Raw genomic sequence first — 14,628 nt, 5'->3', positions numbered from 1 at the left:
TCTCAACTGAATGTGACCATTGGTGATGATGTACAGATCATGCAAGACGGTACGTTAGATATCATTGAACCCAATCTTGCAGACGGCACGATCACGACCAATACCATTGATGTGATGCCAAATCAGAGTGCCGATGGTGCGACGATCACTCAGTTCACTTATGACGGTGTCGTAAACACATTGGATCAAAGTATTTCAGGCGAGCAGCAGTTTAGCTTCACAGAAGGCGAACTGTTTATCACTCTTGAAGGTGAAGTGCGCTTTGAGCCGAACCGCGATCTGGACCATTTAGTTAGTGAAGACATCGTGAAGTCGATAGTAGTAACTTCAAGTGACTTCGATAATGATCCGGTGACTTCAACCGTTACGCTAACTATTACTGATGGTGATATCCCAACCATCGATGCCGTGCCAAGCGTCTTGCTTGAAGAAGCGGACTTAATTGACGGCTCATCGCCAAGTGGTAGTGCCGTCAGTCAAACTGAAACCATCACTTTCACTCATCAAAGTGATGATGTTGAAAAGTTCCGATTAGAGCCAACCCAGTTCAATACCGACAACTCACTTAAGTCGGACGGCTTAATCATTGAAATACGAGAAGAGCCAACAGGTTCTGGTAATTATACTGGTTTCACGACTGATATTTCGAATGTAGAAACGACAGTGTTCACCGTAGATTTCAGCAGCACGACTTTGGGTGAATATACATTTACGCTGCTAGAAGCAATCGACCATGAAAATGGTCGTGGCAATAATGGTCTTACCTTCAATCTACCAGTCTATGCAGTCGATACTGACGGTGATGACTCTCTCATGTCACCGCTGTCAGTCACCATTACCGATGATGTTCAAGTTATGGCAAGCGGTGATCTGACGATTGAAGAGCTTACTGTGGCTGACTTGGCTGCAGGAACTCCGGCGACATCGGTCTTCGATGTCTTGACCTCGCTAAGCGCTGATGGCGCGAGCGTGACGCAATTCACTTATGACGGTCAGCTTCGAACTTTGGATCAAACTGACAATGGTGAGCAGCAATTTAGTTTCACAGAAGGTGAGCTATTCATTACGCTTGAAGGTGAAGTGCGCTTTGAGCCCAATCGTAATCTTGACCACACGCTGAACGAAGACATCGTTAAATCAATCGTAGTGACATCTAGTGATGGTGATGACGACGTTCTTACCTCCACAGTCACTTTGACCATTACCGATGGTGATGTTCCGACCATTGATGTGATTCCACCCATCTCACTGGCGGAATCGAATCTAGCAGATGGCTCTGATCCATCGAACTCTACAGTCAGCGACACCAAAGTTATTCAATTTACTCATGAGAGTGACGATGTTGAGTTTTTCCGTATCGAGCCAACGCAGTTCAATACACTTGGAACGTTAACATCCAATAACTTGGTCGTTCAGTTGAAAGAAGACCCTAACAGTGCTGGCGATTACATCGGCTTTGTTAAAGACGCTTCGGATGTTGAAACCAATATCTTTACGGTGAGTTTCTCTGACTCTAATTTAGGCCAATATACCTTCACGTTACTGGAAGCTCTCGATCATGACGATGGTCTGGTGAAGAACAGTTTGAGCTTTGACCTGCCGGTTTATGCAGTAGACAGCGACGGTGATGATTCAGTAATGTCGCCATTAACGGTGATTATCGAAGATGATGTTCAAGGCATGAGTAACGGAACCTTGACCATCGAAGAGCCGACGGTTGCCGATCTTGCGGCAGGGGTGGTGGCCACAACCACCATTGATGTAATGCCGGAACAAAGTGCTGATGGTGCGACCATCACTCAGTTTACTTATGACGGTCAAGTTCGCACTCTAGATCAAACCGACAATGGTGAGCAGCAATTTAGCTTCACGGAAGGTGAGTTGTTCATCACTCTTGAAGGTGACGTACGCTTTGAGCCAAACCGTAACCTTGACCATGAATCTGGCCCAATCGTGAAGTCGATTGTGGTGACATCCAGCGACGGTGATCTCGATGTTGAGACGGCAACGGTTGTTCTGACCATCACTGATAGCGATATTCCAACGATCGAATCCGTGCCGAGCGTGTCGCTCTCAGAAACGCAACTTGCCGATGGTTCAACGCCGAGTGGCAGTGCCGTTAGTCAGACCGAGACCATCTCGTTCACCAACCAAAGTGATGACGTAGTGAGTTTCCGAATTGAGCCAACAGAGTTCAATGTCGGTGGAGCACTGAAATCGAATGGCTTTGCGGTCGAGATAGAAGAAGATTCTGCTAATCCGGGTACTTACATAGGCTTTATTACCAACGGTTCGAGCACTGAAGTTCCAGTGTTCACCATTAGTTTCTCGGCAACCACACTAGGCGAATACACCTTTACTCTGCTTGAAGCGTTAGACCATGTGGATGGTTTAGATAATAACGATCTGAGTTTCGATCTGCCTGTTTATGCAGTTGACACAGACGGTGACGATTCATTGGTGTCTCAACTGAATGTGACCATTGGTGATGATGTCCAAATCATGCAGGATGGTACGTTAGATATCACTGAGCCCAATCTGGCCGACGGTACGGTGACAACCAGCACCATTGATGTGATGCCAAACCAAAGTGCCGATGGTGCGACGATCACTCAGTTCACTTATGACGGTGCTGTAAACACACTGGATCAAAGTATTTCAGGCGAACAGCAATTCAGTTTTACTGAAGGTGAGTTGTTTATCACCCTTGAAGGGGAAGTGCGCTTTGAGCCGAACCGCGATCTAGACCACTCAGTGAGTGAAGACATCGTGAAGTCGATTGTGGTGACTTCAAGTGACTTCGATAATGATCCGGTGACTTCAACCGTTACGCTAACTATTACTGATGGTGATATCCCAACCATCGATGCCGTGCCAAGCGTCTTGCTTGAAGAAGCGGACTTAATTGACGGCTCATCGCCAAGTGGTAGTGCCGTCAGTCAAACTGAAACCATCACTTTCACTAATCAAAGTGATGATGTTGAGAAATTCCGATTAGAGCCAACCCAGTTCAATACCGACAACTCACTTAAGTCGGACGGCTTAATCATTGAAATACGAGAAGAGCCAACAGGCTCTGGTAATTATACTGGTTTCACGACTGATATTTCGAATGTAGAAACGACAGTGTTCACCGTAGATTTCAGCAGCACGACTTTGGGTGAATATACCTTTACGCTGCTAGAAGCAATCGACCATACACCAATTCAAGGCAATAATAATCTAACATTCAACTTGCCAGTATACGCCGTTGATACCGACGGTGATGACTCTCTCATGTCACCGCTGTCTGTCACCATTACCGATGATGTTCAATCATTAGTCACGGGCTCTATGACTGTTAAGGAACCATCAACAGGTGTTGAAACCTCCAATATTATTGATCTCATGCCCGATAGTAGTGCGGATGGAGGAACACTGACGAGCTTCAGTTATGATGGCGGGGCTTTACAAACACTTAATCAAAACATCGCAGGCGAACAGTCGTTTATTTATGACGAGGGTACGTTATACCTCACCATCGACGGCAACATGCGATTTGAACCGGTGTCAGACCTCGACCATTCTGGTGGCGATATCCTCAGAACTATCTCGGTTAATTCAATCGATGGAGATGGGGATATTGTCAACACCTCTGTGTCGCTGAAGATAGAAGATGGCGACGAACCAGTGATTGACCTCATTCCTGATGTTGCTCTGAATGAAGCAAACTTAGCTGATGGTTCTGCCTTTACAGGTGCAGCTGTCAGTGAAACAAAAGTCATTACCTTTACAGAAGGCAGTGATGATGTGACGCACTTTAGAGTCGATACCACGAACTTCAACTCGTTAGGAACATTGAAATCGAATGGGCTCACAGTTGAAATTAAAGAGCAACCGACTGATTCAGGGAACTATGTTGGTTTTGTTAACGGAGCTTCAAATGTTGAAACGAACGTGTTCACACTTGAGTTTTCAGACAACAATGTTGGTCAGTATACATTTACGCTTTTAGAAGCTTTAGATCACGCTGATGGTAACCTGTCTAATCTCTTAGATTTTGATATCCCTGTGATTGCGGTTGATGCCGACAACACCGATTCAGCTTCGTCTTCCTTGAACGTCACCATTACCGACGACTTACAGCAAACACAAGATCGCATTTTAAGTATTGTTGAACCCGTTACGACTTCAGGAGCAGGTGGCCCGCCAACTACAGGTATTGTCGATGTTATGCCTGCAGAGAGTGCTGATGGTGCGACTGTTACACAGTTTATGTACGGGGTGGATGGGCCGTTTACGCTTGATCAAACTGATTTAACAGAGCAAGAGTTCTCAGTTGCAGATGGACTGTTGTTCGTTAAGTTGGATGGTTCGGTCCGTTTCGAACCAGATAGAGACCTTGACCACTCGAATGGCGGTATTGTTCGAACCATTACCGTGACAACAAGCGATTTCGACAACGATGTTGAAACCGCAACGGTGACGCTTACTATCACGGATGGTGTTGATCCTGTTATCAATATTGTCCCTGATGTTTACTTATCTGAAGTGAACTTATCCGATGGTTCAATGCCGACGGCAGGGCCAGTTAGCTCAACTCATACTATCACCTACACACAAGGGAGTGATGACCTTAGCCATTTCCGAATCGCTACGGATGAATTTAATTTTGGCGGATTACTGAAATCAAACGGTTTAGTCGTTGAATTGAAGGAGGAGCCTGCGGACTCGGGTAGCTATGTCGGATTCACCACAAGCGGTTCCGGTGCAGAAACCGATGTCTTCACGGTTAGTTTTGATAGCGTTAACAAGGGACAGTTTACCATTACCTTGTTGGAAGCACTCGATCACCTTAATGGCCTCAATTACAACGATCTGAATTTCCGCTTGCCAGTTTACGCTGTCGATACGGACGATTCTGAATCGACAAGACGAGATGTAGTTGTGACCATTGAAGATGACATTCAGCAAATGCAGGATGGGATTCTGACCATCACAGAACCAAGCTCTGGCACGCCGACAACAGCAACGGTTGATGTCATGCCATTGCCAAGTGCGGACGGAGCGACCATCACCGAGTTTATTTACGATGGTGGATTAGCCATTTCGCTCGATCAGACTGTAACGGGTGAGCAAGAGTTTACCTTCACTGAAGGCTCTTTGTTCGTCACTTTAGATGGTGATGTTAGGTTCGAGCCAAATAGAAATCTCGACCACTCTAACGGGAATATCGTTAAAAATATCGTCTTCACTTCATCGGATTTCGATAACGATATCTTCATGTCGAGTGTTCGACTGACCATTATTGATGGTGAAGGGCCTGAGCTGAATGTAGTGCCCGGCGTCACTTTATCAGAAAGTAACTTATTAGACGGCTCTTCTCCTGACTCGATGCTGATTAGCGAAACCAATACAATCACATCATTCGCTAGCAGTGACGATATTGCAAAAATTGTTGTCGACACGTCTCTGTTCAACACTGGCGGATTAATCAAGTCGAATGGCCTAGTCGTTGATCTAAGGGAAGATCCAGCAAACTCTGGTGACTACTTGGCGTTCACGACGGTTTCACCGGGCGTTGAGGTGCCTATTTTCACCTTAACGTTTGATAGTTCAAATCCAAGTATTTATACCTTTGTGTTGCTAGAGCGCTTAGACCATGCGCCTGGCGATGGCAACAATGACATTACCTTCGATTTATCGGTTTATGCCGAAGACACCGATGGTGATGTGTCCGCTTCTAAGCAACTTGAAGTGGTTATTGGTGATGATGTTCAAGTGATGCAATCGGGAGACTTACTGGTCACTGAGCCAACCTCGGGCACGGTGAGCAGCAATGTGTTTGAAACAATAACGGGTCCAAGTGCCGATGGTTCAATAGTTACTAAATTTACCTATGATGGTGGTGCCGAGGTTCTTCTCGATCAAAACGATACTAATGAGCAAGCATTTGTTTACCCAGAAGGGACACTGTTGATTAAGTTGAATGGTGATATCCGCTTTGAGCCAAACAGAAATCTAGACCATGAAAATGGCGATATTGTTAAAACCATTATCGTTACATCTGAAGACCAAGACACAGATATAGAGGACTCGACAGTCACCTTGACCATTGTTGATGGTGCGCCACCGATTATTAATGTTATTCCGCTAGTCAGTTTGAGTGAAGTTAACTTAGTCGATGGTTCTTCACCAAGTTTACCTGTGAGCCAAACAGAGCAGATAACCTTTACTGAAGGTAGTGACGACGTTAGCTACTTCCGTATTGCGACCAATGAATTTAATGTCGGTGGAGTTCTAAAGTCCAACGGATTAGTAATTCAATTGAAAGAAGATCCAGCCGACTCTGGTAGTTATGTTGGTTTCACCAAAGACGGTCTCGATCCGGAGGTTGAGATCTTTAACATTGATTTCTCTTCGTCGGTATTAGGGGAGTACACCTTTACGCTCCTTCAAGAAATCGACCATGCGGACGTTCAAGGTAATAATGACCAAATATTTACCTTGCCTGTTTATGCGGTAGACACTGATGAAACCGACTCAGCAATGACACCACTCAGTGTCACCATTACCGATGACGTGCCTGAAATTACTGAGTTAGAGGCTGGCAGTATTTTTATTGTGGATGAAGAGGAGATTGGTACACCAACGCAAGCCTCGGGAACTTTTGTGACGACCGAAGGTGCAGACCAAGTTGAGGTTTACGAGCTGCGTAATATCTCAACGCTGGAAGCAACGCTATCGTCGGGTAGTGAAGGTATTAAGATCACAGAAATTACCGGCGCTGCTAATACTACCACCTACCAAGGTGCAACCGACCCAAGTGGAACACCAATTTTCACATTAGTGTTGACTGATGATGGTGCTTACACCTTTACCTTGCTTGGTCCTCTCAATCACGCGACGACACCGAGTAACCTCGATACATTAACAATACCATTTGATGTTGTTGCCGTTGACGGTGATGGTGATGATTCGAATCAATATGTATTGCCGATAGAAGTCCTAGATGACGGCCCAACCATGACCGATCCGACCGGTGAAACGGTTGTTGATGAAGACGATTTAGCGGGAATAGGTTCGGATCAATCTGAAGATACGGTCATTAATGGTTTGTTTACCATCGATGAAGGTGCGGATGGTGTTGTGTTGTATGAGCTGGTTAACCCTGATGCAGTGCTAACTGGGCTTATGTCTAATGGTGAAGCGCTAGAGTGGCTTCCTGTTGTTGAGAGTGGTACAACATTTACCTACACAGCACAAACTGAAACAAGTAACGAAGCTGTGTTTGAAGTTGTGTTTGATACTGCGGACAACAGCTATCAGTTTGAACTGTTTAAACCGCTCACACACCCTCTTGCTGACGGTGAAAACACCATTGAACTTGGTTTCTCAGTTGTGGCTGAAGACTTTGACCAAGACCAATCAAACACGATTGATCTGACAATCACAGTGACGGATGATGTTCCGTTAGTGACAACTCAGTCGATTACTCGTCTTGAAGGTCAGAATTACAATGGTTCTAAAGTCGATATGTTTGCTAACGCGACGGATGAGGGGGCAGATGGCGCGGTACTGAGTCGAATTGAAGGTATCTCTAGTAACGGGGCTGATATTGTTTTTCAAAGAGGGAACAATACTGGCTTTAGCGATGGCTTGAATGTTCAAAGTGGACGTCGAACTATCCGTGTTTATGAGCAGACCGATGATGGCAATGGTGGTACTCAGGAAAGACAGCTGGGTACTTTACGTATCAACTCAAATGGCGAAATAGAATTTAGAGCCAATGGTTATCTAGATCATGACGGCAATGAGATCAACTTCTCGATCAACGTAATTGCAACCGATGCAGACTTAGATACCTCTGAAACGCCACTGAATATTACTGTCGTTGACCAGGACTCAACGGCTGTGTCGCTGAAAGTGACGACAACAGAGGATATTGGTCGTGATGCATCAATTGATTATGCAGCGGGTAGTGAACCAACAGACCTAGAAAACACTTTTGATAATCAAGACGGTCTACCTGATGCACCTGCCAAGGTTGCATTGCAAGTAAACTTGTACGACCAAGATAACACAGAGGCGATCGGCCAGCTGAAGATCTTCGATAATACTAATCATAGAGGTACTTTCTATTACTTTGATGGTGCTGAATATGTGAAATTGTCGACAGATGTAGATGGTAACTATGTACTAGATGGCGCAAATATCGTTCAGAGTTTCATGCCTGACCCCGATGATTTAACTGACCCAAAAGATGTTATAGCCACCATCGACAATCTTTATTTTGTACCAGACCGAAACTACGGTTCGAATGACAATGGTGTGCGAATCAACTACGAACTCGAGATTGATAATAATGGTTCGCTAGACCACACCGTAAACTCAAACTTTAGAATTGAAATTGAAGCGGTTGCCGACATTGCGACTTGGGATGATGCGAATAGCACTTACACTTATCTTCCAGATACAGACAGCATGGGTGCAGAGAGTCCGGTAACGGAAGATGGAAATACCATCACTCTTAAACTCGAGGCTGATTCTCAAGATACTTCTCGCCCTGAAACACTCACATATCAACTTACTGTTGATGAGGGTGTTGGGAAGTTTACTCTATTGGATAGTTCAGGTAATCCGATAGGGCCTGTTGGAGGCCCATATGTTATTGATGCGGCAGATATCAATAGTACAGTCGTCGACCCGATTGATAACTTCTCAGGCACCATCAGCTTTAAAGTAGTGGCTTTGACGGAAGAAACCCGTAATCCATTCCTAGATGGCGATAATAGCGGTGCTAACAGTAAACAGGTTGCCACTTCTGAAGAACGAACATTAGTTATTGATGTACTTCCAGACGCCGACTTAGGCTCCTTAAGTGTGAGTCGTAAAACCATCAATGAAGACAATATTCTCGATCCAGATACTGTTGGGGATCCTAACAATAGAGTCGCGTTTACTCTTGATGAAGTGATTACGATGACGCCTTCTGAAGATATGGATACGTCGGAAACCTTATACGTACGCATCAACAATATTACTCAGGGGGCAGGGCTTTATTTACTCGGGACCGATACCCTTGTATCAACCGTGACCATTGAGGGTGTCGACTATCAAGAGATTCTTTACTCTGAACTTGCCAATGTAGAAGTGATACCCAAAGACCACAGTAATGAAGACTTTAGCTTTGATGTATTAGGTGTTGTCAAAGACAAGGCAGATCTTTCAACGGGTGAAGTAGTTGATGAAATCACATTTGGTCCTAAAACAGTCAACGTTGAAGTCATTGGTGTTGCTGATGTGCCATTTGGTGGGACTAATGGTACCGATTGGGAAGAGTTTACAGATGGCGGTGTGAGTGGGGTACAAACCACAATCCAAGAGAGTCAGAGCGGAGACAGCTACGCTGTTCTAGATTTCACAGTGTTGTCTGGAGAGCGAAGACCTGATCCGGCAGCAGTAGACCAAACACCATTACCTGACGACGGTTCAGAATCCATAACCGTTATCCTCTCGGGTATTCCAGATGGCGTGATTCTCGAAGACGGTGATGGTACGGTGATCGACCTTAACTTTGTTGGTTATGAAACGGGACCGGGCGGTAGCCCTGATTTATCTAAACCTATCTACGAAGCGAACATTACAGAGGCGGGTAAAACGTCAGGTATTCGCATCAGACCTGTTGACTCATCGACAGAGAATATCCACATTCAAGGTCAAGTGATAGTGACCGAGAATGATGGCCATACCTTAACGTTTGATCAAGAAGTTCGAGTATTAGTTGAACCTAGAATTGACACCTCCGCGACCTATGCTAATACAACCACAGGGAATGAAGATACGGCCATCAATATTGATTGGCATCCACAAGGTGATGATTACATTGATGATGACGAACATTTCACTTCAATTACCATTAATGGTATTCCAACGGATGTAGTCGCAGTGGTCAATGGTGATGTTACGGTCGATTCCAGCACGGCCGGCACCCTAATCATTACACCGAAAGACGCCTCACAGACACCGGAGCAATTTACTCAGATTGCTTTGGCGAACAACTTTATCCAAATGACACCGCCAGAAAACTCTAGTGAAGACTTTACGCTGACAACTGTCGTGGAGATGGAGGAGAGAGATTTTGAGTACACCGATGATGCGATTGTTGGTGAGGGTGGTCGAGTTGTGGCCAACCCTGCGATTACGGGCACCATTGTGGTGGAAGTTGTCCCTGTCGTGGAACCTGAAGATGACGATAATCTGATTGTTTTCTCCAATGAAGATGGCAGTGGCGAATTGGCAACAATTACCTCTGATGCCGCAGGTGTTATCAAATTTACGACCAATAGCGATAACCAAGCCGTAGATGGTGGCGGTGTTGAAATCTTGGATGGTGAATACGTTATTCGTTACAAAGAAGAAGATGTCTCTCCTGAATTTGCTATTAATGAAGTCGTTAACGAGGTCGTGGTTCAATTGACTACTACGTCTGATGGCGCGTTACCAGAAGAGGTGTTGAGTCAACTGCTCGTGACTGGTGCTGTGTATGAGGGGGATGGCCGTTGGGTGGTCACAGACGAAGATGCGTTTACGATTAGCGCACCAGAAGGCTTAGATCTAACTTCCCCATATACTGATGGTATATCGAGTAATACCAGCAGTATCAAAATGACTGCCTATACGGAAGTTGAAGACTTAGGGGATGAGGCCATCGACCAAGAATCGGACGTTGTTATTCGCCAAGGCGACGTGATTTTAACCTTCCCTGAAGAGATAACAGGTGGTGGGGAAATCGCGGCGGATATAACAGCGACACCAGATCAAGTAATAGACGCTATCGAAGATATTCAGCTTATGCTCGGCGATGCTCTTGAAAGTATCATTAGTTTCAGTGGTGGTGATGCATTTAACGACCAAATTACCATCGTTATTGATGATACCGTGTTTCTTGACCCAGCAGACCCTACCCAAACGCTTACCATCAGCATAGGTGGTAGTGGTGAGATTGATTTTGTTAACGGCGAATATGTATATCAGTCCACTTTGATACAAGGTGCAACGCCAGACTTCTCTGATTTGGTGCTGAATTTACCCGCAGATTATTCCGGGGACTTTAAATTGCCATTTACGGTGATTACCAAAGACCTCATCTCTGGTGATGAAAATGTACTTGATACCAGCGCCATTATTAAAGTCTCTGCAGTAACTGACGTAGCGCCAAGTATTTCTGTCGATATCGCGGGTTCTTTAGATGACTCGTTTGATCCAGTTGATATCGATGGCCAACCGGGTGCTGAAGCTGTGGGTTATGAAGACACCTATATTGTGCTTGATTTCTCGGGTTCGGTTGCAGACCAAGTTAATGGTGTTGAAGGCGGTGATGAGCGCTTCTCCGATATTACTCTAACCTTAACTGACACAAGCAATGGTGAATTTTATAGTGATACTGGAACGGCTTTGGGCACATCAATATCTTTCACTGAAACGGAAATTGAGAATGGAGCCTTGTCTGGTGTGCTGTTTAGACCGAAAGAAAACTTCCCGACTTACGATGATGTAAATGGTGTTGATGTCAGTACCGTTAGCGTTACTGTGAGTGGGAATATCTTAGATACTGCGACGTTCAACGAAGATGGCTCAACAACGACGGAAGATGCAACTCCTGAGTTTTTCTCAACGTCGGTTAGCTTTGACGTAGTCCCTGTAGTAGATGATATTGCGATCACTGGCCCGGGAACGAACGCTGATGTCATTGAAATTACAGGTAGTGAAGATCAAGAGATTTCACTCGCTGGCTCAAGTCCAGTGTCGATAGCTTTGACAGATTTAGATGGGTCGGAAGAGTTTGTCTCTATCAAGTTCACTGATGTCCCTGATGGCTTCCAATTCAGGGTAGATAACTCTTCAGACTTCACGGTTAAGAATAATGGTGGAGGCGTATGGAGTGTTCAATTGCCTTCAAGTGTCTCGAATTCATTCGATTTGAGCGAAATAGCGGTACTGCCTCCGAAAGATTTCAGCGGTACTTTTGAGTTTGGTGTTGAGGTGTTTACGCAAGAATCTTTGCTCGGTGTACCAACTAACGCAGGTACTCTGCCAAGTTTCCAAGTGCATGTACTTCCGGTAGGGGACGATATTGATACGGATCCGACTGATTCGGTAGTCGGCTTAGAAGGCGAAAATATTGATATTGAAATCAACACTACTATTCTGGATAACGCATTTTCAGCATCGGGGAGTGGGACTTATACTGAAAACTCGCCAGAAACCATCCGTGTTGTGGTCAGCAATGTTCCACAAGACGCGTCAATTTTGCATCCAGATGGAACAACACTAGGTATTTACGATTCAGCATCTGATACATGGACGTTAGACGTAGATGCAACAGCACTCGATAAGATCGTGTTTAACTCCGGTGAGCACAATTCAGACACAGGTAATGCGCTTGGTATTGATACACCGTTGTCTATTTCTGTTCGCTCAGTAGATACAGATGCGGATAACACTGAGTATTTAGGGGCGGAAACCATTTTCAGTGTCGACTTGGTGGTTGATCCGATCAATGACCAACCAACATTTGTCAATATTGAAAACTTAGAGACGCCGGAAGACACCTCTATTGCATTGAGTGATATATCGGGCTTTAAGATAGAGGACCCAGACGCCGTTTATGATGATCCGAACGCGATTTACACACTAACATTATCGGTCGACCAAGGTACGTTGACCTACACATCTTCAACGGGTGTTACCTCTACGCCAACCAGTGGCAGCGCCATTGTTCTCTCTGGAACTTTGGCCAATATAAATACAGCTTTGGATGCCGGGAGTGTCAGGTTTGAGTTGGGCGCGGATGAAAATTACTTGAATCAAGGAGGTGTGGCGACGGTAACTGCTACCGTTGATGATGGTGGAAACAACGGTTCATCAGGGCCATTGAACAATCAAACCACCTTTGAGATTAAAGTTACTGAAGTCAATGATGATCCAGTTGCAACGGACATCGATTTAGGCACGATTACTGAAGATGATCAAATCGTAATTAAAGCTGAAGATTTGATTGCCGCATCAAGCGATCCTGAAGGCGATAACCTGACAATAACCGATGTCAGCCTCACTTCGGGTCAAGGGCAGTTGGACTACTTTGAAAACAGTGGTGGTGTAGATGACCCGTTGATTACTGGCCCATATTGGGTTTTTGATGCCAACGATGAATACGATGCGACCAGTGGAGATATCAGCTTTACATACACCGTTCAAGACGATGGGCAAACCAATGGAGTTGATGACTTCCTAACAGACACCGGCGATTTGAGCTTAACAGTGACAGGGGTTAATGATTCGCCAATCATTAATGGTGACAATGTCACTTCTACTATCGATGAAGATGTCGACCAGTTGATTAGTGGTATTACCGTCGCAGACCCTGACTATGTTGGCGTTCATGCTGACGATTTCATGACCGTCACCTTAAGTGTCGACTTTGGTACCTTATCGGTAACGCTTCCTGGAATTACCACTGTTACTGTCAGCGGGCAGGACACAAGCTCAATCATACTGGAAGGTACACCAGCGGATATCAATGCAATCATTAATACACCAACCAACCCTATTGGCGTGTTTGTGAATACGCAATATATCCCATCGAACAGTATTCAGTTACAAGTGGTAGCTCAAGATAGTGGCAATCCATCTGGCATTATCATCGAAACACCACCAGAAGAGTTTACGATACAAGTGACACAAGTGGCTAACGCGCCAACGTTATCGATTGATCCTGCATCTAACTACGTGAGAAACATTACTGCGAGTCAGTCTGTGAGTGCGAGTGGTATTCCTTTAGTTGGGATTATCGCGGCCTTAACGGACATTACAGAAGAGCTAACGCTGCATATCAGTGATGTACCTGCTGGCGCTCAAATCACCAGTACAGCCGGCTCAGTTACGGATCTTGGCGGTGGTGTTTGGGTAGCAACGGCGGATGCAATTGAAAGCTTGCAAGCGGTTGGGCTTTCTCAAACTCCAGGTAACTACACACTGAAAGTTGAGGCGGTTTCTGAAGAGACTGACAACAACGATACAGCGGCATCGGCTTCGATTGACCTCAACCTGAATATTGTGTCTGACGCGGTCGATATTAATCTGGCTTCGGAAACTGACGATATTCAGCTATTGGCTGGCGTGAATGCGACTGACCTAACTGCAGGCTCTGGAAATGACCGTCTAGAAGGTGGCACGGGTGATGATACGCTTGTTGGTGGTGACGGTAATGATACTCTGATTGGCGGCGGCGGTTCAGATATTCTAACCGGTGGTGATGGTATGGATTCGTTCGTATGGCTTAATATCGAAGATGGTGTTGAAGATACGATTACCGACTTTGACTTGTCGGAAGGGGACAGTATTGACTTGAGAGAAGTGTTGCCAGAGCTTAAAAACACATCTCCAGACATGACCGCGTTGCTACAACAGATAGACGCGAAAGTGGAAGGGAATGACATTGAGCTTACGATCAAGTCTGATGGTTTAGGTACTACGGAACAGGTGATTGTGGTTGAAGACCTTGCTCCGCAACTAACCTTAAGTGGCACCATGCCTTCGGATATTTTGGATGCGTTAGTGCAACAAAATGTCATCACTCACGGCTAA

General features: G+C 45.3%; 1 protein-coding gene (running past one end of the window). It reads left to right on the top strand.

The genetic code is table 11. The annotated features are described in order from the left end of the window. Nucleotides 1-14,628: the 3' portion of a retention module-containing protein gene (locus tag ITG09_09600; protein UPR50971.1), read on the top strand. 17,397 nt of this gene lie to the left of the window's left edge; the window shows 14,628 of its 32,025 coding nt (coding positions 17,398-32,025); its start codon lies beyond the left edge, outside the window; the stop codon is at nucleotides 14,626-14,628.

It is taken from the genome of Vibrio cyclitrophicus (assembly GCA_023206055.1).
Classification (GTDB): Bacteria; Pseudomonadota; Gammaproteobacteria; order Enterobacterales; family Vibrionaceae; genus Vibrio; species Vibrio cyclitrophicus_A.
Note: the sequence above shows the minus strand (reverse complement) of the source record. Positions and strands in the feature narration are given on the sequence as shown.